The following is a 22918-nucleotide window of genomic DNA, read 5'->3' on the forward strand; positions in this document are numbered from 1 at the left end:
ATCAAGCAGGTGTTTGGTTACGACAAAGTCCGCTATCGAGGCTTGGCCAAGAACAAGAGCCGGCTCTATCTGTTGGCGGCCTTCAGCAATCTGCTGATGGCAAGGAAAGAGCTGCAGGTATAGGGGCAGTGAGCCCAGATGACGCCCCACAGGGGGGGAAGATCCAAAATGGCCGGAAAAACACTCTGAATATTCGGCCATATATCGTCGAGAGTTTGAATTACCTCAGAACCTTGGGGTTATTCAGACTCTCCTTAGGTACAAATATTTAACATATTCTTCAAACACGCAAGTGTTCTTTCATCGATATAGGCTAAGCCCCTCCCCAGACATTTATCAACCCGCAGGCTACCAAAAGTCTAATCAAACTGGGATTGATTCATATCACAACCCCGCATCTCACTTGGACTATGCTCACCAGGATGCCCTAAATAAGCGCCTGCGGCTGAACTTTCTGAGATTTCATTTGACCGGGAGGCCACTATTTCCCATAAGGACAGGTAAATGAAATCTCAGGAAGTTTGTCTTTAAATACTTACAAGTTAGCACTGGTTTTAGGAGACTCGGAATGATAGAAAAGTATAGATGCAACTTTGTTCTTCTTTCGACATGATCTAAGGACCCTCTGAAAAACTTTGGCGAGGCCGCCCACTTTTGACGCTGCGATGGCAGCGCAGGTAGTTTTTCATAGGTTCCCCAACCAAAAATATAGGGAATTCCAATATGTCCTTTGATGTGGTCACCATTGGTAGTGCAACAGTCGATCACTTTGCCGACACAGACTCGGAACTTATCAAGATTGATACCCGCACCAGCCATGAAGAACTTATCGCCTTCCCCTTGGGTAGCAAGTTACTGATTAAAGAGCTGAATACGACGACAGGTGGCGGTGGCACCAATACAGCGGTCGCCTTTTCACGCCTGGGCCTTAAAACCGGTTTTCTGGGCAAGATCGGAGCTGATGCTGCAGGGGACTTTGTGCTGGAAAAACTGGCGCGGGAACAGGTGGAGTTTATCGGGCCCCGTGGCGGGCAAACCGGTTTTTCTGTCATCCTGAACAGTATTGAGGATGACCGCTCAATACTGGCCTACAAAGGGGCTAATGACCAGCTCTACAAAGATGATGTTCCTCAACTGAATACTCAGTGGCTGTATATTTCCAGTATGCTGGAAGACAGCTTTGATACCGTGATCCATATTGTTTCCAGCAACCAGTTCAATGTGGCGTTTAATCCCAGTAACTATCAGGCTGCTTTGGGCTACGACAAGCTAAAGCCTCTGATCGACAAGGTCACCCTGCTGGTCATGAATCGGGAGGAAGCCTGTAAATTTCTGGGCCTGGACCCGACAGCACCACCCGAAATGCCAGAGCTGATGCAGGCCATGTCAAAGCTGCCCTGCCGCTATTTCGTCATTACCGACGGCTCTCGTGGTGCCTGGGTTTATGACCGGGAACATTGCTATCACGGCGTTCCCGGAAAAAACCTGAACATCTGTGAAACCACAGGTGCCGGTGACGCCTTTGCTGCCACCTTTACGGCGGGCATTATCCGGGAATTGGATATTCAAACAGCCCTGAATCTGGCCATGACCAACTCTGAGTCTGTGTTGCAGTACAAAGGAGCAAAGGAGAAACTTCTTACCTGGGAGGAGATCAGCCAGATCACGGCCCAAAATGAACGCGAGATAGAAAGCATTCCGCTTGCTTCCTGCTGATCAGACACTAACATGTGCAGCAGCGAGATCCCGGCTTTATAGGCAGCCGGGCTGTATAAGAAAATTCAGATTGATCCGGAGTTCAATCAATGCAGACCACCGAAACCATCACCATTGAGATCCACAACGCCATTCCCAACGGTGGCATTGACGCCACAGGCAAAATCATCTCATTGTGGCAACTCGTGGACGGGTACTTCACAGACCGTAAATTTGTGGTGGAAGATCCCTATCGGGGACAACTGGGAGAGTATCGCATAAGCCTGGATGCCAAAGCCCTGATCAACCTGATGCAGACCGCCAGAGACAACAATGAAAGTTTCGATATTTACAGGCAGATGCATGCTGCAGACAGCAGCGTCGCCATCAATAGCGAACTGCACATGACCGTCGAAGCACTGAACTCCCGCACTGAACCTTATTCGATGTATCACGCAGCCAGCGTATTCATCCAGCAATTGCTGTTGGGGATGAACCTGGCCCTACCTGGCTCCTGCCAGTTCCTGGATACCCGATTTGCCGGCCCCCATGCACATCGGTTTGAGGCTCAGGACTTTGATTCCAAAGCCTTCTCCGATGCGATGCTCAGCGCCACAGAACATGGTTGGCCGAAACTGCACGAGCTGTCATTTGAGACTGTTTGGGGGTGGTTTGAAAGAGCCGGAACCAGCGAACGCAATACTGCGATCACCACGATCAATAAAGTTCTGATCGATATGCTTAAAATTGCCCAGCAGCGTTATCGCTATGGTGCGCGCACAGCCATGCTGGTGGGTAACCAGTTGGAAATGCTCGTCGGCACCAGTGACGATGCGGACATGCAACACCTGCGGGAAAGAGTCAGCCTGATTCTCGGCAGACCGCCGGAATCCGCCGATTGCTTCAAAGAACTTTATCGTCTTCGGGAAGCCTTGTTTAAAGGCGAGCATCCCGTCCGGCGCCCGGCATTGGTTTATCACAATGCGGATGAAGAAATCATGCAACAACTGGCACAACATAACTCCGGCGTTGAAAAAGCACTCGCCGTGGTATTGTCTCTGTTGCAGGATCTGGTTCAAAACGATGCCGATGGCTATCAGTTCAGCGAACACATGCAGCGAAAAGGCCAGGATTGAAATCCAGCCGGCCTAACGCAGTTCAAACCTGACCGGAACCAGAATTTCCTCGCGTGCTCTTGGGGCAGCTGACAACCGCCATTGCTTCAGCGTCTCAAGGGCTCGACGGTCAAGTATTCCATGTCCGCTGGACTCATGAATCCGGGCTTCGACCACGCTGCCGGTTTCCGCAATAGTCAGTGCAATAATCACTTCACCTTCCCAGCCCCGCTTTCTGGCAATACGAGGGTAATCCGGGTGCGGCGTTTTTGATGAGCCCATGACATAGCGTGGCTCTGATGTCTCAGCGGACTCGATGGGGCGATCCAAATCGGCCTTCGACTCAATCTCAGCACCGGGAGGCTCGGCAAACAAGTGAGGCCCGGACACTGACGCCGCGGTCTTATTTACCACTGAAGACAGCGCTGGCGATCCCGATTCCGATGCAACTTCTGGAAGCTGTTTCTCAATCACAGGCAAAGCCGTCGGTTCCACTTCCTGCAACGGCTTTTTCTCGGGTGCTAAATTTTTTTCAGAAACTTCCGGCTTGACTGTATCAACGGCCCTGGACGGAGCCTTGAGGATAGACTTGGCGGTCATTCTTTCAGTTTTTGCCATTTTCTCAACCAATGCTTGCGACTGAACTGCAGGGATTTCCTCATCAATATCCCTTTCAGCAGGCTCTTCAGGGGGCTCTGCACGATTATCGGATTCGATTTCTGCCTTGTGATCACTTTCACTGGCAGACTTGCGATCGGCTGCAGAACGGGCAGCTTCGCTGTCAGAAAGGGGTCCGGCGCGCTGGGTAGAAGGAGAGGCAATCGCCACTTCGATCGCCGCCTGTTCACTTCCCTCTGACCTGATCGCCGGACGGGTGCTGTCCAACCAGTAGATGAACAAGGCATGTGCAGCAAAGGACAACATCAGGCAAACCACTAACGTGATCTGCCTGCTCCAGGGTTGCGACCCGGGAGTCATTAATCCACTTCCCATGGAAGAATATAGGGCTGGCCTTGGTGGTGACCGAGCAGAGAGCTGACACCAAAGGCTTTACGGACATTTTCCGCCGTTACCACCTCCGCGGTCGGGCCACTCAGTATTTGTCCTTCAGGCGTAATCAACACCGAGTCTGCACAGTACTTTAACGCCAGATTGAGATCATGCAGCACCACCAGCACTATCCGTTGATCTGCTGACCAGGCCTGCAAATGCTGCATGACGGATAGTTGATGCTGTGGATCCAGGCCTGCCACAGGCTCATCTGCCAATAACACCGGTGCATCCACCGCCAATGCCCGCGCCAGCATCACTCTGGTGCGCTCTCCTCCGGACAGTTGGGAAACCGGCCGCCCGGACATGGCTGTCACATCAGCAATCTCCATTGCCCGGGATATCGCCTGCTGATCTTCTTCAGGTATTCGATGATGACGATAGGGAAAACGCCCCAGCTCCACGACCTTTGCGACTGGCATCGGCCAATGACAGTCTGCCTGTTGTTCAAGATAAGCGATGGTGCGGGCACGTTCCGCGTCTGCCAGTTGCAACAGATCCCTGTCTCCCAGCAAAACCCGTCCCTGCAGACAATTCGCCAGACCCAGAATGCCTTTCAACAACGTGGATTTACCCGAGCCATTACTGCCAAGAATGGCGGTAACACAACCGGGACGAAAGCGAAGGTTTGCCTCACGAACAATCGCGGTGTCCCGGTATCCGAAACTCACCTGGTCAAGAAGGAGCGCCTGTCCAAAACTCATAGCTCCACCTCCGCCCTGCGTACATGTTTCAACAACCACAGAAAGAACGGACCACCAAGCAATGCGGTTACCACCCCGATACGCAACTCCTGACCCGGCGGTAACAGGCGAACCAGAATATCTGCCGAGACCAGCAGCAAGGCTCCAGCGATGGCACTTGGCAGTACCAGCAGCCTGGGTTGCCATTGGGTCAGCGGCCTCAGCAGATGAGGAACCACCAGTCCGGCAAAACCGATCACACCGGCCACGGAGACACAGGCTCCGACAGCCAGGGCAGTCCCCAGCCCGATGGACCATAACATGCGCCGCTCACTGACTCCCAGGGAATGGGCGGTTTTTTCACCCAGAGCCATCACATCCAGCGCAGGTGCAACTCTGTAGAGCATGACCCCTCCCACCACAACCGGCAGTGCCACCAGCATAAGATGTTCGTGACTGCGATGTTCAAAAGATCCCATCAGCCAGAACAGCATATCCTGAACCGCAAAAGGGTTGGGAGCCAGATTCAGCAACAATGCAGTAAACGCGGCGCTGAAAGCATTCAAAGCGGCACCTGCCAACACAATCAACAGGATGCCACTCTCGCGGCCAATCATTGTGATCAATATCCAAAACCCGAGTATTGCACCAACAATGCCGGCTACCGGTAGCATCCAACTCATGGCAAACAAACCAAAATACATGGCAATCACAGCACCCAGAGCTGCCATGGAAGATATCCCCAGCACACCTGGATCGGCCAGAGGATTACGCAACCACCCCTGTAATACTGCCCCGGCCATTCCCAAAACCGCCCCACAGATCGCCGCCAGCAGGGTCCTGGGCAAACGAATTTCCCATAGGATCAGTTGTGTCTGCCAATCCCAGGCCGGTATCGAAATCCCCGCTCCTCTTCCGGTCAGCAGGGATACCATCACAGCCACTAACAGACCCAGCGTCAACGCTGACAACAACAGATTACGTGACATTTCCGGGCTCTCTTTTCTCACTATTTCCACCACCGGCATGCTCGCGAATATGTTGCCAAATGGCTCTGGCCGCACGCAGCATTGCGGGTGTCCCACAACTTAACCATGCAGCATCCACCTTCAGGACCGGATACTGACCGGGCACTTTTTTAAGTACCGGATGGTTCATCCACTGTGTTGCCCTGGCCTCTCCTCCATAGTGGCTTTCAGGGATGATAATCAGATCCGGCTGCCAATAGATCAGTTGCTCCAAACTAACCTGTCCCCACCCCTGAACTCCGGCATCAATGGCAACATTATGGAGACCCATGGCGGACAGGTAGGCATCCTGGAAATTATTAGCACCAGCCACCCAGCCATTGGCATTGACCACCACCGCCCTGATTCCCATTGGCCCAAGCTCTTGCCGAATAGATTGCAATTCCTCTTCCAGAACCCTAATCATTTGCTGCGCCTGATCCTCAGCCTGCAGCCATTCTCCGAGTTGGTTCCAGTTGCGATGAAGCGCAGGAAAATCCAAAGGTAATGGTAGCTCGTGCCAGATAAAGCCGAACTTGGTAGCCAACGCTTTCAGGCCGGGGGCACCATATTGTCCGCCAATGATCATGTCCGGCTGAAGCGCAATGACCTCCTCAATCTCCCCGTGATTTGCTGGAATGTTCTTCAAAACGGGCGTAACTGCCAGATCATTGGATTGATGACTTAGCCAGGAAACAGAACTCAACTGTTCGGGCGCCAGATATCCCAACATCTGGTCGACGCATTGATTAACAGACATGACGCCCGCCGCCTGAGCCGATATATAACCGGTAAGGCACCAGAGCAGAGAGGCTCTCAGGATGTATTCTGAAATGAAACGGGACATATGACCCACGGGCCGACCATCCTGTAGATCAGACGGCCAACACTACCTGTTGATATTTTAATGACCCGGAAATACCCCGTTCCCGGACTCGAAGATGGGTCGGCGGCCGGTTTCCTGGCTGGCGAGTCATTACCTGGTTCAGTCTTCCCATCAATGAGAATCCTCATTACGACAGTGACCTTATCCACATGGTGTACAGGGATAATCCAGGCAAGACCATGTGAGAAATGAACCTGATTCTTCGCATACAGTTGCGGGGACAGCTCCGGCTTTACCGGATTCCCTTCATCAGCCCTCAAAACAACTCACCACCTCAAGGGTTTGAGTGTTTTTTGAGCGCCGAACCGACGACGCCGCCATTATCTTGAAATGTCTCAATGAAGTCCAGAATCCACCTGTGAATCTGTTTACCCGCATGACAGTAAAGACTTCGTTAACCCAACTTGGAAACCGTATAAAAAGTTTATTTATTAGAACGTTAAGGAAGGCGTCAACGCCTGATACCAGGATCACTCCTGCTTTGGCTGCTGATACTTCTCCAGCTTGTTATAAAGCGTCTTGACACTGATGCCCAGCAGTTGAGCACATTCGGTCTTATTACCGTCAGTTTGCTCCAGTGTCTTCAGGATGGCAGTTTTCTCAATCTCTTCCAGAGGCACGCCAAAGGGAATATCCGAAGCGTTGGCATCGGTCGCAGCTTCAAGACTCAAATGCTCCGGCAACAACCTATCGTCAGCCAGAATGTACGCCCGTTCAATGGCGTGCTTTAACTCCCTGACGTTACCCGGCCAGGGGTGACGTCTGATTAATTCAAGGGCTTCGGGCGAAAGGGATTTATGTTGCTCTTCCTGAGCATTTCGATATGCCAGGAAATGATTGGCAAGACCGACGATATCATCTTCGCGGTGTCTCAAAGGGGGAATTTTCAGAGGAAAGTGGGCTAGCCGGAAATAAAGGTCCTCACGGAAAACGTCATCGGCAATGGCCTGTAATGGATTCCGATTGGTTGCCGCAATAACACGTACATCAGCCAATTTGGTACTCGAATCTCCGACGGGCCTGAATTCCCCTGTCTCTAGAACACGCAGGAGTTTTACCTGGTGATCCAATGGCATTTCAGTCACCTCATCAAGAAACAAAGTTCCTTCCGCAGCCTGTTCGAACACACCACGGTGATCTCTGTGCGCTCCGGTAAACGCTCCCTTACGGTGGCCGAACAGCTCACTATCAATCAATTCCGGACTCAGGGCACCACAGTTAATGGCGATAAAGGGTTTATCCGCTCTGGGTGAGGCCAGGTGAAGGGTATGAGCCGCAAGCTCCTTACCAGAGCCACTCTCTCCTTCGATAAAGATATTCGCCTCCGTCTGGGCGACACGACGGATACTACGATAAAGTTTTCGCATCGTCCCTGACGATCCAACCAATAAGCCAAATTGATCCAGATCACTGGTGACACAAGGTTCAGCATGACTTTTCGAATCAGCCATATATTCGTGGATATCCAGCAGTGTTTCGTTCACCCGCTCTAAATCTACGGGTTGACGATAGTGATATCCCGCGCAGCGCAGCATCGTCTTATCCAGACTCGGGTTAGGTTCTCCATCGCTGATAAAAATGAAGTCAATTTCTGTTGCAAGATTGGTGTCCAACAACTTCAGATGATCACCTTCATCGAAATCAGTCACTTCGATAATGGCGACATCACTGGAAGCCTCGACCAATTGAGAGATCCAGTTATTTTCTACCCTGGCTGGTTCTGATACTGTATTGACTGACGCCTGTCAGGGACAGTACTGCTCTCTCCAGCTCTGGATTACACAGGCGGAGAAACAAAACGGGCTGCGCCATAGCAGTTTCCTTGCATGCAAAAGTTTAATCTAAGACGCCGATGTAACTTTGACAATGCCAGGGTGTAAAACTTTCTTGCCACGCATCTACCAACATTTACCATTCTTTTAAATATCATATAGTTAAATAATGGCATGAGTTTTGTGAATAAAGTTTTAACATCCGGAATAACATGACAAGGCACTTAACAGGTCGTTTATCAACAGCCTGTTTATAGTAATGCTAGAGAGAGAAGATGAGGATGAAAGATAAAGCAACTCTCAAACAAATAGCCCTTGAGAAGATCGCTCTCGAAAATAAGATACCGAAACACGATGGAGCGATCATTCAACAACTTATCAGCCTATGTCGCAATGGTGTCGCGTTTTATCAAGACATGGCGACACGCGTTGAAGATTACAACCTCCGCAGTTTGTTCAGACTGATGGCTAACACCCGTAAGGCTATTGCTTCGGATCTGAGTGATATGACGAAGAATTCCGGGCAAGCAGTCCCAAAGAGCCAATCACCGATAGCTGAACTCTTTGAGAGTCGGTACTTTGAGGTTCGACATATGCTCCCCGAGAGCTCGCCAGGGGAAACCATTGAACAATTGGAATCCATCGAAGAGAGTACACTGCACCTGTTCAAGACTTCGGTTAAGAAAATTCAGGATAGAGAATTGGCCAAAGATCTCTCCGTGCAGGCTGCGACGGTACAAATCACACACGATAGAATGAGGTCGGTGAGAGAGCATCGATAGCGTAGCCAACAGAGAACTCCGCAAGAGAACCGTCAGTCAGCGACTTTGAGCACTTGAGACCCTTCCGTCAAAATAGGGTCTGAACACCTGTGTTGTTAGGTGAATAACTGATACTCTTTTTTCAAACAATCAAGGGATTCCTGCCATGTTGCTCTATGGACCTGACTTCAAAGCCGAATCTGCCACGAAAACAGCAACCATCCTGCGCATCCTGTTCTTTACGGGGATGTCCGTATTTCTTCTTGGTTGCCAGATGTCGGCGAAATCACCTATGCAACCTGACAGTATCCAACTGCCCCTGATTCCCGGTTGGTATGAGAACCGCAAGGTATTCTATATCACGACCGAAGCCTCAGATCAGAAAATGGCGGCCAGGATGAATGCCATTTATGCCCCCAGATTGCAGGATGCATTACCCAATTACCCCAAGCCACCGGGTTTAAAAACGGTGTTGGAGCGGGTTTATGTATTCCCGGAAACTCAATACCAAAGTGTATTCCCATCTGCCCCCTGGCCCCTGGGACCTGAGAACAAAGATCAGCATTACAGCCCTATATGGTTACTTTATGAAGTGCGCTGGAATCCTGCTGCCAAGCCCCGGCAACTTACCTCAGAAGAGGCCATCTTACAGGCAGAGGAGAAAGGTCTGGTGTCGATTACCCGAACAGACATCATCGTCAATTGCCCGATTGTCATGGATGAAACCGGGGCCAGCCTGGGCATTGAAGCATCCTCAGGTAGATATTGACCCTGTCTTCAATAGAATTGAAGTTCTCAGAGGGCTCTCAAAAACGTCCAGACCCCAGGTTATTGATAAATGTCGACACCATGGATTGTCTGTGTATTTTTGCTTCCTGTAGCTTTTACTGCGCTCCTTATCTGTAAATCCAATTTATGATACCAACCAAAGCCGCATTGGCTTGACGCAGGCGAACGTATAAATTTCAAAATGCACTTACCACAACGACAATAACAACGAGAACACATCATCATGACTGAAGCCACTTCCCAACATGCCAACGTATTGCGCCGACTGCTGTTTCTGGTCTTTATGTACGCAGGCATTGCCTATGGACTGAGCCTTCTGGAATATACCCTGTTTAATCTTACCGGCTGGTCACCAGTCAGTGTCGCCCGAAGCGTCCAGGTTACGACACCGGATGACATCGACCTGGAGTTCCGGCAATGCGGCTCCCCCTTATTCGCAGCCAATGCCGTGACCACAGAATCCGTTGATCAACCGATCCTGGCCCGCTGCGGACGCTTCTGGCCCTTTTACTACCACACGATCGAAATCAACGCTCACCCACTGATTCCGGGAGCCTTCATTGAATTCAAGGATGAATCAGATGAAGCCAAAACCGCTCGCGAGGACTTTATTCTGAAGATGCAGGTCATCAACGGAGGCTTTGCCGTGGTATCCCTGTTTATTCTGGGATTATGTGGCATGGCAATTTATCGTTTTGTGGTAAAAAGGGATGAAGAAGGGGCCTACAAGACGGGCTTTCATGCATTTATCAGCAGTTTTCTAATGCTGGCCTGCTTTACCGGTCTGATGTTTTTTGTCGACCCGACATTTGGATACGGATGGTGAAAGCCCTCTTTCATCCGGAATCTGTCTGGGCAAGGACTGCCCCAATCTGCTTTATAGCTCTATACAGGCGGTCCTGCGGTATTGCACAGTTCAGACGCAGACAGTTTCGATATTTACCAGAAGGACTGAACAGGCTTCCCGGCGCAATGCTGATTCCGCACTGTAAAGCCTTGTAATAAAGATCATCACTATCACAATTGATGGGTAATTCCACCCACAGAACAAAGCCTCCTGACGGATGAGTAATTCGCGTTGAAGCAGGGAAGAATTCCTGGACCCATTGCCTGGCTTTCTCCATCTGAATCTGAAATTGTCCGGTCAGTTGCCGCAAATGTCGCTTGTGATCACTGTCCGCCAGATAACTGACCAAAGCCATCTGAGGTAGAGTGGCCGTCGCCAGACTACTGGTAAATTTCAGATAATTTGCCTGTTCCAACCACTTCCCCGGGGCAACCCAGCCAACTCGCAATCCTGGTGAGACCGTCTTTGAAAAAGAAGCACAGTAAAGCACCTGGCCTTCATCATCAAAACTCTTCAGCGCCCTAGGTCGCAGCGCACTGTATCCCAATTCACCGTACACATCATTTTCGATCAGCGGTATATCCCGTTCACGACATAATGCTGCCAGAGACATCTTGTCTTCGTCTGACATAGTGGCCCCGGTAGGGTTGCTGAAGTTTGCCATGATCAATATGGCCTTCACTGGCCACTGATCCATCGCCAACTGCAAAGCACTGAGACTGATACCCTTCTGAGGATCAGAAGGGATTTCCAGAGCCTGCAGACCCAGGGCATTGATGAGCTGAAGTACGCCGTAATAGGTGGGAGATTCTACAGCGATCACATCACCAGCTTTTGTCACTGAGCGCAACGCCAAACGTAACGCCTCATGACAACCATCGGTAATGGTCAGTTGCTCAGGGCTCAGTGCGCACCCGGCATCTGCCATCTGCTGTATCAAGGCTTCACGCAATTCAGGGAGACCTGGTGGGAAGCTGTATTGATCCAGACGCCTGCCATGCAGTCTTAGCGCGCTGCGAAATGCCCTTTGAAGCGCTTTTCGGGGAAAATAATCTGCATCCGGAACTGCCGCCCCCAGTGCGGTAATCGAGGGTTCCTGCACTGTCTGCACCAGTTTCATCACCATCCGTTGATCAGCCACCAGGATCGGCTTTGGCGAAAACTTCTGAACATCAGGCTGCCGGGAGGCATCTGCACGAGGACAAACGTAATATCCAGAGCGGGACCGGGCTTCCACCCACCCTTCCCGCTCCAGCAGACGCTGCGCAGACATCACCGTGGAGACACTGACTGAAAAATGCTGCACCAGGTCTCGTGTCCCGGGAATTCGCTGTCCGGCGGAATAAACCCCTTCCCGAATCAGGTCCCGTATCTGCCCCGCCACTTTTTCATACCGCTTCAAACCTGTTTCCCCTTTGTCAGATTTCAAACCCGCCCAAACTGTACCGCTTTTTTTAATTTTTTCTTTATCTATACCGAATTTTGTCCTGTCTGCATACTTTTCACCACAATGCGATTTCGCAACAAAATACCCAAAACTCACTAACCGCATACCCGGAGAGCACAATCATGACCGCGACCAGCCTGTGTTGGATGAACCATGAAATCAAACCAACAGATGAATGTTCTATCTCTGTGCTGGATCATGGACTCCTCTATGGTGATGGCATCTTCGAAGGATTGAGGTTCTATCACCGTCATGTTCTTCACCTTGAACAACATCTACAGCGGTTACAGAACTCTGCACATGCACTGCAACTGACTCTGCCCTTTTCCCTGGCAGAAATTGGAGCGGCCATTGAGACACTCATTAACCAATATGGTGAGCCATCGGGGTACCTCCGCTTGGTCGTGACCCGAGGTAAAGGAAACCTGGGATTGAATCCTCGCCATTGTCCCCAGGCCAACTTGTTCATCATTGTCGATCAGTTGAGCCTGGCCAGCAGCCAAGCACAACTGGGAGGATTGAAGCTTGTTACATCATCCATTCGCCGTACCACCGGCACCGGGCTGGACGCTAGAGTGAAAAGCCTCAATTACCTGCACTCAGTCCTGGCCCGAATTGAAGCCAATGCGGCTGATGCAGATGAGGCCATCCTACTCAATGAACGCGGTTATATTGCCGAAGGCACAGCAGAAAACCTGTTTATCGAAATTGATGGGGCACTTCAGACACCACCCTGCAGTGATGGCGCATTAGGAGGCATCACCCGCCTGACCGTTATCAGACTGGCCAGGCAATTGGGGATTGATGTTCAGGAACGTTCGCTCACCCCATACGACGTCTATAACGCAGATGCCTGCTTTTTAACAGGCAGTGGAGCAGGCCTTCTGCCTGTAGCGGAGTTGGATGGAAGGGTCCTGGCTTCTCCCAACGGAGAGCTGTTCAAGAAGTTGAAACAGGCTTTTGAGCAGTATATTGAAGCTCAATGCCAGTGAATCGATGTCATCACGAAAATAGGTGTATCCGAAAATAGTAGCTCCCGCCTGGCAAGCTATCGTCAGGCTTCCCAAAAAAGAACCGGCTCAAGCCGGTTCTTTTCCAAGTTACTCGCGTCCGTCAACACATTCGGCTTTGGTCGGGTCCGCATGGCACCGGACTTTCAGCATCAACTTTAATGCCTTGGGATTATAGATACCGTCATCTTTCAGTGATATCCGGACTTCCTTGAGCATTTTGTCAAAGCCTTCGGCATCCTGGCGGCTGGGACGAACCCAAGTGGCATCCGGGATTTCCGCTTCAGCTTTTTTCACAATTTCCATGAACTCCCCAAAACGGCTGTGATAGTACTCACGCATATTCTGGGCGAATTCTCTGGAGAACTTATCCGCATGAACAACGACCTGGAAAGTCATCTGGGCGAAATTGTAATGGAAGATCCCACCATCCGGTTCCAGCCCTTTATACAACTCAAGCGGCGTATAGGCGACTGCCGGTGCATAGGCAACATCAACGCTGCCGTTATTGAACTTACCGGCAAAACTGGAGGTGGTAGCACTGACTACTGAAGCGCCGACCTGACGGACCATCGTCACAGCAGCCGGATCATAGTCCAGCGTCGCAATCTTCTTGCCCTGAATTTTCTCAACCTTGTCAATATTGCGGTCTCGCAGGAAAACGTATACTGCACCAGCCGGGGCAATACCGGCGATCTCGTACTTGCCTTCCAGCATCAACTTTCCGGCTTTCACACTGGCCAATGTCTGCATGACGGTCTCCAGCTCACGATATCCGGGAATGGCCCCTACCGCCACAAGCGTACCAGTGAACTGGTTGTACTCACGCGCTCTCACGTCAGTCAGCAGAACTGCGTCACACTGCCCGGCCTTAAAATCATCAGAGGCAATTTTTTCGTCGGTGTAGGCACTCATCTCCAGGTCGTACCCCCAACCCAGCGCTTTCACTTTCGTTGCTTTGATCAGGTTGAATATGGGCCCCGTGGCCCCGAGAGGATCAAATATACAAAATGTGCGCTTTTCCGCAGCCTGCGCAGAAATTGCTGTCACACACAATGCCAGGCCCAAAAGCACACGACGGATGCCAGCTGTCATGAGAGTTCTCCAGTTATTCTTTTATCATTATGTTTTGAGGTTGTTTTATCTCGAATTTCAGCGTCTGTTCCGAAGATGGTGAAATTCAAACACCCGTTTAATATAGAGTAACCCCAGGGCTTTTAATGCCGCAAAGTGCACATTTTGAAGCTTTCATTGGCAGGGTATGCAGGCCATTAAAGGCGTCAGAGACTTTATCCTCCGCTTCTTTCAGAGTAACATGAGCGCCTTACATCGATTTGCGCCGGCAAATACCTGAGTATTTGAGACCCCGGCATTTCATAAACCTTGAAAGGCCAGAGCGATTTTCAATTCTCGTCAATAGATTCAGAGTGTCCATTTCCCCATGTTAAAATCCGACGTATTGTCACAACTCAAGCAATTCAAACAGGACCTGCGTGAAGCCAATAACCGTTTCGAAGGTGTTGTCAAAGGTAGTCCCGGCCGCTTTGGATTTGTCACTCTGGAAGACGGACGGGAAGCATTTCTCAATCCTGACGAAATGCAGAGAGTTTTCCCCGGTGATAAAGTCCTGGCAGAAATCACCCAGGATGACAAAGGACGAGACGTCGCAAAAGTCGTCGAGTGCCTGAGCAGCGAGCTGAAATACTTCGTCGGCCGCTATCTGACCAGGGGCAATGGTCATTTTGTCGATCCGGATCTTAACGGATTGAGCCGCTGGATATTTATCCCGCCCAAAAAACGCAAGCATTCAGAAGTTGGCGACTACATACTGTGCCGGGTGATGCAGCATCCTTTCAAGGAAGGCAAACCACAGGCGGAAGTCGTCAAAATCATCGGTAAGGACGGACAGCCCGGCCTTCCTGTCGACTACATGCTGGCCAAGTTCAACCTCAACGGGAAAAATAACGCCCGCTTTGACGAAAAACAGGCCCAGAAGGTACTGGAGGAGCAAGCCAAGTCCCGTACTGACTACAGAGAACTGCCATTTCTGACCATTGATGCAGCCACCACTCAGGACATGGATGATGCTCTGCACGCCACCGCCAAAGACAACGGCGGCTGGACACTTCAGGTGGCAATCGCAGATCCTGCCAGCCTGATAGAAGAAGGTGGGGATATTGACAAGTACGCCCGTCGGCTGGGCGCAACTCATTATTTTCCTGATCGCATCATCCCCATGCTGCCGCCCAAACTGGCCAATCACTATTGCTCACTGCTGGCTGGTGAAGATCGATTGGTGCTGATGTGTACCATCGAAATTTCTGCTGAAGGGCAAATTGAAAGCAGCCGCATAGAAGAAGCGGTGATGAACAGCAAAGCCAAGCTCAGCTATGAAGACGTGGCTGCCGCTTTGGACAGTCAGGACAATAGTCACGAGTTTTCTGCTCAGTTGGCGACCCTGAAGGCAGTCACTGACGCATTGCGCCAACGCCGCCAGCAGGATTGTCTGATTACTCCGGACCGTCCGGAGTATCGCTTGATTCTGGACGACAACAAGAAAATCGCTTCCATAGAACCCAAGGTCAGCAACTCCGCACACGGTGTCGTGGAAGAAGCCATGGTGGCAGCCAACCGCTGTGCCGCGGCCTATCTTGCCGAGCACTGCAAACCGGCGCTGTACATGGCTCACAGCGGTTTTCGGGCGGAACGTATCGAACAGATTCAACAAATCATGAGTGAACAATGTCCCGGCTTTGACACCAGTTCTCTGGCAGAGTGGTACGGTCTCAAAACGCTCATGCACAGCGAAGAAGTTCAACAGAGTGAGCTGCCTCTGGCGGCCATCGCCAGTCGACTCCTGGCACGTGGTACCCTTAGCCAGAAACCGGCTCCTCATGCCGGCATGGGACTGGAGTCTTATACCACTTTTACCAGCCCGATCCGTAAATACCTCGACCTTACCGTACATCGTCTGATTAAAGCGTCGCTGAATAACGGCAAGGCTCCTGGCATCAATGACCGTATGGTAGAGCGTTTACAGGAAGCCCAGCGCAATGGACGTCACGCAGTGAATGGTGCGGAAAGCTGGCTTAAGTGTGAATTTGCTCAAACGCTCATCGGCAAAGCACTACCAGGTACTGTTCAACATACCAATGGCGCCGGGTTCCAGGTTCGCCTGAACGATACCGGAATCGAAGGCCTGATTAATCTGGGAGAACTGAAAGAGAAGTTCCGTTTTGACGGCACTTACTTCCAGCATATCGGTGACCAGCATCAGTATCGCCTGGAACAGCCTGTGGAAGTGGTCATTACCCAAGTGGACATGGAGAAAAAGCAGATCACCATGGAGCTGACAGAAATGCAGTCTCCCACTGAAACTGCGTCGCCTGAAGCCACTGAGCAGAACGCTTGATTTTGTTTAAAGCGCTGTAATTGCGCTACAGAACAAATTTCCGTTCCGCCAGCAATACTCCCTCCCACTGGACCTGGTCCAGTGGGAGCCTTCAAACTCCCGTATGATGGTCAAGCTGTAACACATAGGCTTGCGACCCAACTAACAAAGCCAGCCATATCTCATTGTCAGAACTCACAGAGTACTGGTATGGTGCCGGATCATTGTGGAAACCTGTCGTATACCGCCCTCAGTGATTCCCTATCCCGAAGGCATTTGCCTGAGCATAACAACGAATAAATATGAAACAAGAAGAGGTGTTGGATGAACATCAAGGGACAATATCATTTTCCCTATAGTGTCGAGACCGTTTATCAGACCTACGGAAACCCAAAGCATATCGAGGAAAAACAAAGATTCCTCGGTTCCCGCAATATAGATATCCAGCAATGCCGTCAATCAGATGACCATTTTGAGCTGAAAGTCGTCAGGGAAGTTCCCGCAGAGGCTCCCGCCATGCTGAAGAAATTCATCGCTGACTGGAACTCCCTGACTCAGCTGGAAACCTGGAAAAGTAATGGTTCGGATGGTTATGACGCCAAAATGCATGTTGCCATCGAAGGCGTTCCTGTAACCATCAGCGGAGATATCTCCCTGGTCCCCGAAGGAGATGGCTGTGTCCATCACGTTGCCCTGCATTTTGAGTGTAAAATTCCACTGGTCGGAAAAAAGCTGGCTGAATTCGTCGCAGGAAAAACCGAAGAAGCCATGGAGAACGAATTTGCCTTTGTGGCGGATTATCTCCAGGCCAATCACTGATTCCGATCAATTTCGCTCCCGCGACATCAGAATCCTTTCCCGGCCTTTATTTCGCAATGGCCGGGAAATCAGTTTCGTCACTTGCGGAATCAGATTAGCCAGTTTGGCCAACCATCCCCTGCAGGCTGGCATGGTCACTTCCATCGGGGCATGAGTCAAAATGCGCTGATACACAGTCAGTGCAATCTGTTCCACAGACAAGGGTTCGCCACCGGAAAAAGTCAATGCAGCTTCCTCGGGGTAGTCCAATTGAAGATCATACATGGATGTCTTGATCAGGTCGGGACAGAGCACGGTGACATTGATCCCGGTCTCTGCCAGTTCCTGCGCCAGGACCAGACTGTATGCCCGAACACCAAACTTGCTGACACTGTATAGACCAAGGCCGGGAACCGGTGCAATACCAGCAAGGGAGGCGATGTTGATGATATGACCACTATCAATCTTTAACATATGGCGCATAGCCAACTGACTTCCGTGGATCACCCCTTTCAAATTCACATCCAGATGCAAATCCAGATCGTTGCCTGAAATATCTCTGAGAAATCCCGGCTGAATCACTCCAGCGTTATTAATCAATACGTCAAGCCGGCACCAACGCTGCATCATTTGATCATAAACCCGCTGCCAATCATTTTCTGACCTGACATCCAACCGGCACAACAAGACTTTATCTTCCGGCCACATCATTTGCCCCGCTCTCATTTCCAGGGTCTTCAGATCAATATCCGTAGCGATAATCAGGAAGTTTCGATGAAGACCTTCAGTCACCAACTGCGCCCCCACGCCATTGGCACAACCAGTAATCCAGATCACGGGCAAGTCGGAAGAAGCCATAGTATCCCCAAATTATTATTGTTAATGGCAGAAATGTGCGAATGATGCTCAGGTCAAAATTGAGCCTCAATGACAAGCTAAGGGTAACAGCAGAATCAGGAAGAAAGGGAAAGAAAATACAAAGGATTAAACGCCAACCAGTTGCTGAATGGCGTCAAGCAGAATGGCAGTATGTTCAGGCGGCAGTTGTCTCTGGTACCGCTGCGGCGTAAAACATGTCTTCACGCATTGTTGTCTGCAGTGACTGGAATACGTCACGCGCGACGGTCACACACTGAGCACAATCCTTAGCCAGACCGAGTTTGTTTACCACATCTTTCAGACGGCGGGCACCGTTCTCGACTTCCCGCTGGATATCCCGGTCAGTAATACCTTTACACAGGCACACGTACATGAATAACAATCCTCTCAAAAGATTTATTGGCACAAATCAACCAATACCTAACCTGGAAAAAATCTTAATCTAAATGAGAATGTTTATCAATAATATTTTTGTTAGTTTATTCACGTTCTTATAACAGATCTCAGCACCCTGTACCGCCGTCACAGCTTATGAACATTTTTTACACTTTAGGGTTGTCAACGGCCTAAAAATGCGACTATATTTCACCCACAACTTTATTAATTTACGGAACCAACAGTTTTCATATGAAGCAAAACCTGATTCTAATCGTCAACCTAGTCGTCGTGGTGGTCGTCGTACCATTGCGGGGGTTGTCGTTGCTGAATCAAACCTAAAGTAAGACTTCAGAAAAACCCCCGCTTCGAAAGAACCGGGGGTTTTTTTATGCCCCGGGTCAGCGGAAACGGAGATTGACGATACAACGTGAATAAGCAGGTAGACCCATGAACGGCGCACAAACCATCATCAAAGCCCTGGAGGCACACGGCACCAAAACGATATTTGGTTATCCGGGCGGTTGCATCATGCCTCTGTACGATGCCCTGATCGACTCCTCGCTCGAACATATCCTCTGCCGTCACGAACAAGCAGCGGCACTGGCGGCAGATGGCTTTGCCAGAGCTTCAGGAAAATTGGGCGTTTGCGTGGCCACTTCCGGTCCCGGCGCCACCAACCTGGTCACAGGCGTCGCCAATGCCTTTATGGACTCCATTCCTCTGCTGGTCATTACCGGCCAGGTTCCGGCTGCATTGATCGGCACTGATGCCTTCCAAGAAACCGATATTCTCGGCATGACCCTGGGAATCGTAAAACACTCCTATCTGGTGGAATCCGCAGACGAGTTGCCGGACATTATGGAACAGGCCATAGCGCTGGCAACCAGCGGGCGTCCGGGACCGGTCTGGATTGATATTCCCAAAGACGTTCTGCTGCAGACCCTGGCTGAATCTATCCTCCCGGCGCAGAATTCCTCCACCCAGGCTCCGGCTCGATCAGAGAAAATCGGCTCAATTGAGACAGCTATCGCCATGATCGCCGCCGCCAAAAAACCGTTAATCTATTCTGGCGGAGGCGTAATCGCAGCAGATGCCATTGATGCATTTCGTGATTTTGCTGACAGGCTGCAGATCCCTCAGGTCGTTACCCTGAAAGGCATCGGCAATCCCGGTAAAGATCACCGTCTGAATATGGGCATGCTGGGAATGCACGGCTCACGGGCCGCCAACGAAGCCGTGAATGACTGTGATCTGCTGATTGCGATTGCGATTGCGATTGCGATTGCGATTGCGATTGCGATTGCGATTGCGATTGCGATTGCGATTGCGATTGCGATTGCGATTGCGATTGGAGCAAGATTTGATGACAGAGCCACCGGTAAAGCCACCACTTTCGCCCCCAATGCACGCATTATTCACATCGACATCGATCAAAGTGAGTTCAATAAAGTCAAACGGGTCGACTGCTCGCTTCACGGTGATATGATCCCCTTACTTCAGCAACTGCAAAGCAGCTTCGGCACCACACTGCCAATAGAGGACTGGCGCCAGCACTGTCGCCGGATCAAACAGCTTAAGGGCTTCATCCCAGCTCCCGATGCGGACGAGCAAGCGCCGATCGATGGACCGGAGTTTCTCGATTTACTGTCAAAACTATCCTCCCGGGACACCATCATCGCCTGCGACGTCGGACAACATCAGATGTGGGTAGCACAGTATGTGGACTTCGATCATCCGCGCCAGCATCTCAGCAGTGGCGGGCTGGGCACCATGGGATTCGGTCTGCCTGCCGCCATGGGGGCACAATTTGCCCAACCGGAGGCGAAGGTAATCAATATTTCAGGAGATGGATCCTTCATGATGAACCTTCAGGAAATGGCCACCATCATGCGATACAACCTGCCAGTGAAAATTGTCATTCTGGATAATCAGAGACTGGGAATGGTTCGCCAACAACAGGAATTGTTTTATGGCCAGCGATACAGCGAAATCGATATGTCAGACAACCCTGAGTTCACGAATATCGCCAGCGCCTTCGGCCTGCACTCATTGAAAATAGAACAGCGCCATCAGATGCGCAGAGGCATAGAAACCCTGCTCGCCTATCAGGGACCCATGCTGCTGCATGTATGCATCGAATCAAATACCAATGTCTGGCCCATCGTAAAACCCGGCGCCGGTAACCACGAGATGATTGAACCGACCTCAACCAACCCTGGCCATAGTGCGGCCTTCAACTGAATTAGCTGAGCGGAAAACAGAGAAAGGTAGCAACCAATGAACAGTCAATCGAATTCCTATAATTTGCAGTGCCAGTTCAGCACCCAGACAGGCGCAATTGAACGTCTACTCCGCATGATCAGAGTCAGGGGCTTCACCGTACAGGACTTACGTCTGGAGATGATGGACGGATATTACCAGGCAACATTCACGGTGACCGGCCAAAGATGTATTGCCAACCTGCTCAGCCAATTGGACAAGTTAATCGAAGTAGTTACTGTCAGCCAGATGCCTGAGCAGGCGCTGGAGAAGTGTGCCTGACAATCTGGTAACTTACGCCTGATCAGTCCCAATCCACCCAGGGGCTGATCACCAGCTCAGTTTATTGTCATCACTCCCTTTGCTCCACTCCAGGTAGACCTCGGAGCCCTTTAGTTTTTCCAGGTAGGGCATGACATGTGGCTTAAGAAAGCGATAGCCATGGCCATAAGCAAACTCCTCTGCCGCCAGTGCCACGACCAGCAGCCAGAATAGCCAGACTTTCCAGCGAATGGGAGGACGTTCCCGCCGACGAACCTCGGCAGCCGCCCTGTTAACCTTTTTTTGGATCTCCCGTGTCTGCTGTTCTGCTTTTTCTTCTTTAAGCTTTTTAACGATCCCCTTAAGGTCCGCCACCACGATATCACTGTTGGGATAGCGCTTTTCTTCCTGGGGATCGAGCAGGCGGGTAACCACTTCCTGGACTCTGGGAGATAATTCAGTGAAGCGCTTACTGCGCACCAGTCGGTTTCCACGCACCGACGGCGGGTGCCCCGTCAGTGCGTGGTAGCAGATGGCGCCCAAGCTGTAGAGATCCTTGACCGCTCCCTTTGCCTTGGGATCTTCATACCAATTCGCTTCTTCCGAGTCGTCATAGTGTGCCTTTAAACCAAAATCTGCCAGTTGCACTCGTCGCTCATGATCAAACAGCACATTACTTGGACGCAGGTTGCCATGGTAGACCCGGTTACGATGAGCAAAAGCCAGGCCTTCGGAAATCTGGTACGCCCAATCCATCATTGCCAGCTCTTCTACCGGTGATAGCATTTGTTCTGCCAGAGATCCGCCATTGAGGTACTCAGTGATCAGAGTAACCCCTTCCACACTATGTGATACGCCCAGAATCGGCACAATAGAGGGATGAGCCAGTCGACTGAGTAGTTTATGCTCTTTCAGTCCATCGGCGTCCGGCGGTAATTTCTTAACCACCATCAATTTCTTCTTGGCCAGATCTTCGTAAAGATAAACTGAACAATATTTATCTTCTTTCAGGACATCCAGAAGGGAAAACTGTAATTCCAGCCCCTTGGAGTGAGAAGCTGCCCGCTCTTTCTGAGCGCGACTCAGGTGACCGCCCTGAGACAGGTGCAGCAGACTGTCTTTTACTTCATTTGCCGATGCCGGCCTCTCTTTGGGGTCCGCTTCCAGGCATCTCATGATAAGGTCATTAAGGCCCGGCGGTATTTCCGGTTCAAATTTGCGTGGAGGGGGAATATTGTTCTGTGGACAGACACCTGTATACAGCTCATACATGGTGATCCCCAAAGCATAGACATCACTCGCAATTGACGCGGCTTCGGGGTTTTCGCGAATTTCCGGTGCCATGTAGGCGGTGGTTCCCACAATACTTTCAGCCTGGGTATGCAGTGCGCCACCGGACTCTGGATTGTGAAAATGCGCGATACCAAAGTCGGCCATGCGCACCTGCCACTCTTTGTCGATCAGAATATTACCGGGTTTGATATCCCTGTGAATAACGCCGTTCTTATGGGCGTAGGCCAGTGCCTTGCATACCTGAACCAGGGTATCGATCTTACCTGCGAAATCCAGTTTGCCCCGATTGATGGCGTCTTCCAGGGACATGCCTTCCACATATTCCATAACGAAATAGGGACGACCTTTCCCTGTGACCCCCTTATCGATCACATGAATAATATGAGGATGCGCCAACTGGGCAATGATAAGAGATTCTTTATCGAACCTCTGTTGGATTTCCGGATGATCTTTTAAATTGGCCGCCATGATCTTGATGGCCACAGGACGCTGCAGGGACTCCTGGATGGCCTTGTATACCGTGGCCATTCCGCCTTCACCCAACTTGCCGACAACCTTATACCCCTGCCAAGCCATAATCAGATATCGCCTTTCCCT

20 protein-coding genes and 1 riboswitch are annotated in these 22918 nt (G+C 50.8%); of the genes, 10 read left to right on the forward strand and 10 right to left on the reverse strand.

Annotation, left to right across the window (positions count from 1 at the left end; translation table 11 throughout):
- Positions 1–723 precede the first annotated feature (723 nt).
- Together F566_RS0126740 and F566_RS0126745 are read left to right on the forward strand one after the other, a co-directional pair.
- Complete coding sequence (locus F566_RS0126740) at positions 724–1716, forward strand: carbohydrate kinase family protein (RefSeq protein WP_020410116.1); 993 nt, start codon at positions 724–726, stop codon at positions 1714–1716.
- Between the two features lie 89 nt (positions 1717–1805).
- Complete coding sequence (locus tag F566_RS0126745) at positions 1806–2831, forward strand: hypothetical protein (RefSeq protein WP_020410117.1); 1026 nt, start codon at positions 1806–1808, stop codon at positions 2829–2831.
- Positions 2832–2843: 12 nt separating this feature from the next.
- On the opposite strand, the gene F566_RS0126750 is transcribed toward F566_RS0126745, so the two are convergent.
- The 5 genes from F566_RS0126750 to F566_RS35015 form a co-directional block, all read right to left on the reverse strand.
- Positions 2844–3788: an energy transducer TonB gene (locus tag F566_RS0126750; RefSeq protein ID WP_026180344.1), complete on the reverse strand. Its 945-nt coding sequence runs from the start codon at positions 3786–3788 to the stop codon at positions 2844–2846.
- Entirely contained in the window at positions 3788–4564 is a 777-nt protein-coding gene (locus F566_RS0126755) for an ABC transporter ATP-binding protein (protein WP_020410119.1), read from the reverse strand. Before F566_RS0126755 ends, F566_RS0126750 begins: the two co-directional genes overlap by 1 nt.
- Positions 4561–5532, reverse strand: a complete 972-nt coding sequence (locus F566_RS0126760) for a FecCD family ABC transporter permease (RefSeq protein ID WP_020410120.1) — start codon at positions 5530–5532, stop codon at positions 4561–4563. The genes F566_RS0126755 and F566_RS0126760 overlap by 4 nt, the downstream gene beginning before the upstream one ends.
- Positions 5522–6310, reverse strand: a complete 789-nt coding sequence (locus F566_RS0126765; protein ID WP_157497133.1) for an ABC transporter substrate-binding protein — start codon at positions 6308–6310, stop codon at positions 5522–5524. Before F566_RS0126765 ends, F566_RS0126760 begins: the two co-directional genes overlap by 11 nt.
- A 174-nt stretch (positions 6311–6484) precedes the next feature.
- Positions 6485–6725, reverse strand: a riboswitch (cobalamin riboswitch).
- Between the two features lie 181 nt (positions 6726–6906).
- Positions 6907–8121, reverse strand: coding sequence for a sigma-54 interaction domain-containing protein (locus tag F566_RS35015; protein WP_020410122.1), 1215 nt, complete (start codon positions 8119–8121; stop codon positions 6907–6909).
- 368 nt (positions 8122–8489) lie between these two features.
- Here F566_RS35015 and F566_RS0126775 point away from each other — a divergent pair, with 368 nt between their 5' ends.
- The 3 genes from F566_RS0126775 to F566_RS0126785 all read left to right on the forward strand — a co-directional run bounded on the left by F566_RS0126775 (position 8490) and on the right by F566_RS0126785 (position 10584).
- Positions 8490–8990 (forward strand): PA2169 family four-helix-bundle protein, encoded by a 501-nt coding sequence (locus tag F566_RS0126775; RefSeq protein ID WP_020410124.1) that lies wholly within the window; start codon positions 8490–8492, stop codon positions 8988–8990.
- A 145-nt stretch (positions 8991–9135) separates the two neighbouring features.
- The gene (locus F566_RS34230; RefSeq protein WP_020410125.1) at positions 9136–9738 is read left to right on the forward strand and encodes a DUF7482 domain-containing protein; all 603 of its coding nucleotides are present in this window, start codon (positions 9136–9138) and stop codon (positions 9736–9738) included.
- Positions 9739–9981: 243 nt separating this feature from the next.
- A complete protein-coding gene (locus tag F566_RS0126785; protein ID WP_020410126.1) occupies positions 9982–10584 on the forward strand; it encodes a hypothetical protein in 603 nt (200 codons plus the stop codon).
- 10 nt (positions 10585–10594) lie between these two features.
- Here the strand turns inward: F566_RS0126785 and F566_RS0126790 are convergent, their stop codons facing one another.
- Positions 10595–12007: an aminotransferase-like domain-containing protein gene (locus tag F566_RS0126790; RefSeq protein WP_245555315.1), complete on the reverse strand. Its 1413-nt coding sequence runs from the start codon at positions 12005–12007 to the stop codon at positions 10595–10597.
- Positions 12008–12174: 167 nt separating this feature from the next.
- Here F566_RS0126790 and F566_RS0126795 point away from each other — a divergent pair, with 167 nt between their 5' ends.
- Positions 12175–13044: an aminotransferase class IV gene (locus tag F566_RS0126795; protein WP_020410128.1), complete on the forward strand. Its 870-nt coding sequence runs from the start codon at positions 12175–12177 to the stop codon at positions 13042–13044.
- Positions 13045–13152: 108 nt separating this feature from the next.
- On the opposite strand, the gene F566_RS0126800 is transcribed toward F566_RS0126795, so the two are convergent.
- Positions 13153–14157, reverse strand: a complete 1005-nt coding sequence (locus tag F566_RS0126800; protein WP_020410129.1) for a putative solute-binding protein — start codon at positions 14155–14157, stop codon at positions 13153–13155.
- Positions 14158–14503: 346 nt separating this feature from the next.
- On the opposite strand from F566_RS0126800, the gene F566_RS0126805 reads away from it, so the two are divergent.
- On the forward strand, positions 14504–16474 hold the full coding sequence (locus F566_RS0126805) for a ribonuclease R family protein (RefSeq protein ID WP_020410130.1): 1971 nt from the start codon (positions 14504–14506) through the stop codon (positions 16472–16474).
- Between the two features lie 303 nt (positions 16475–16777).
- Positions 16778–17272, forward strand: coding sequence for a DUF2505 domain-containing protein (locus tag F566_RS0126810; RefSeq protein WP_020410131.1), 495 nt, complete (start codon positions 16778–16780; stop codon positions 17270–17272).
- A 6-nt stretch (positions 17273–17278) separates the two neighbouring features.
- Here the strand turns inward: F566_RS0126810 and F566_RS0126815 are convergent, their stop codons facing one another.
- Together F566_RS0126815 and F566_RS0126820 are read right to left on the reverse strand one after the other, a co-directional pair.
- The gene (locus tag F566_RS0126815) at positions 17279–18109 is read right to left on the reverse strand and encodes an SDR family oxidoreductase (RefSeq protein WP_020410132.1); all 831 of its coding nucleotides are present in this window, start codon (positions 18107–18109) and stop codon (positions 17279–17281) included.
- A gap of 175 nt (positions 18110–18284) precedes the next feature.
- Positions 18285–18503: a (2Fe-2S)-binding protein gene (locus F566_RS0126820; RefSeq protein WP_020410133.1), complete on the reverse strand. Its 219-nt coding sequence runs from the start codon at positions 18501–18503 to the stop codon at positions 18285–18287.
- A gap of 452 nt (positions 18504–18955) precedes the next feature.
- Here F566_RS0126820 and F566_RS0126825 point away from each other — a divergent pair, with 452 nt between their 5' ends.
- Complete coding sequence (locus tag F566_RS0126825) at positions 18956–20749, forward strand: thiamine pyrophosphate-dependent enzyme (protein WP_020410134.1); 1794 nt, start codon at positions 18956–18958, stop codon at positions 20747–20749.
- A 36-nt stretch (positions 20750–20785) separates the two neighbouring features.
- Entirely contained in the window at positions 20786–21049 is a 264-nt protein-coding gene (locus tag F566_RS0126830; RefSeq protein ID WP_020410135.1) for an ACT domain-containing protein, read from the forward strand.
- 48 nt (positions 21050–21097) lie between these two features.
- Here F566_RS0126830 and F566_RS0126835 read toward each other — a convergent pair whose 3' ends face one another.
- A complete protein-coding gene (locus F566_RS0126835; RefSeq protein WP_020410136.1) occupies positions 21098–22897 on the reverse strand; it encodes a protein kinase domain-containing protein in 1800 nt (599 codons plus the stop codon).
- Positions 22898–22918: the final 21 nt, after the last annotated feature.

The organism is Hahella ganghwensis DSM 17046 (assembly GCF_000376785.1).
Taxonomy (GTDB): domain Bacteria; phylum Pseudomonadota; class Gammaproteobacteria; order Pseudomonadales; family Oleiphilaceae; genus Hahella; species Hahella ganghwensis.

Bases quoted from the DNA above. Each gene is read 5' to 3' on its own strand.
- F566_RS0126765 (WP_157497133.1), bottom strand. From the start codon at position 6,310: ATGTCTGTTAATCAATGCGTCGACCAGATGTTGGGATATCTGGCGCCC.
- F566_RS0126795 (WP_020410128.1), top strand. From the start codon at position 12,175: ATGACCGCGACCAGCCTGTGTTGGATGAACCATGAAATCAAACCAACA.
- F566_RS0126815 (WP_020410132.1), bottom strand. From the start codon at position 18,109: ATGGCTTCTTCCGACTTGCCCGTGATCTGGATTACTGGTTGTGCCAAT.
- F566_RS0126740 (WP_020410116.1), top strand. From the start codon at position 724: ATGTCCTTTGATGTGGTCACCATTGGTAGTGCAACAGTCGATCACTTT.
- F566_RS0126830 (WP_020410135.1), top strand. From the start codon at position 20,786: ATGAACAGTCAATCGAATTCCTATAATTTGCAGTGCCAGTTCAGCACC.
- F566_RS0126800 (WP_020410129.1), bottom strand. From the start codon at position 14,157: ATGACAGCTGGCATCCGTCGTGTGCTTTTGGGCCTGGCATTGTGTGTG.
- F566_RS0126825 (WP_020410134.1), top strand. From the start codon at position 18,956: ATGAACGGCGCACAAACCATCATCAAAGCCCTGGAGGCACACGGCACC.
- F566_RS0126785 (WP_020410126.1), top strand. From the start codon at position 9,982: ATGACTGAAGCCACTTCCCAACATGCCAACGTATTGCGCCGACTGCTG.
- F566_RS0126760 (WP_020410120.1), bottom strand. From the start codon at position 5,532: ATGTCACGTAATCTGTTGTTGTCAGCGTTGACGCTGGGTCTGTTAGTG.
- F566_RS0126750 (WP_026180344.1), bottom strand. From the start codon at position 3,788: ATGACTCCCGGGTCGCAACCCTGGAGCAGGCAGATCACGTTAGTGGTT.
- F566_RS0126755 (WP_020410119.1), bottom strand. From the start codon at position 4,564: ATGAGTTTTGGACAGGCGCTCCTTCTTGACCAGGTGAGTTTCGGATAC.
- F566_RS34230 (WP_020410125.1), top strand. From the start codon at position 9,136: ATGTTGCTCTATGGACCTGACTTCAAAGCCGAATCTGCCACGAAAACA.
- F566_RS0126835 (WP_020410136.1), bottom strand. From the start codon at position 22,897: ATGGCTTGGCAGGGGTATAAGGTTGTCGGCAAGTTGGGTGAAGGCGGA.
- F566_RS0126820 (WP_020410133.1), bottom strand. From the start codon at position 18,503: ATGTACGTGTGCCTGTGTAAAGGTATTACTGACCGGGATATCCAGCGG.
- F566_RS0126810 (WP_020410131.1), top strand. From the start codon at position 16,778: ATGAACATCAAGGGACAATATCATTTTCCCTATAGTGTCGAGACCGTT.
- F566_RS0126775 (WP_020410124.1), top strand. From the start codon at position 8,490: ATGAAAGATAAAGCAACTCTCAAACAAATAGCCCTTGAGAAGATCGCT.
- F566_RS0126805 (WP_020410130.1), top strand. From the start codon at position 14,504: ATGTTAAAATCCGACGTATTGTCACAACTCAAGCAATTCAAACAGGAC.
- F566_RS0126745 (WP_020410117.1), top strand. From the start codon at position 1,806: ATGCAGACCACCGAAACCATCACCATTGAGATCCACAACGCCATTCCC.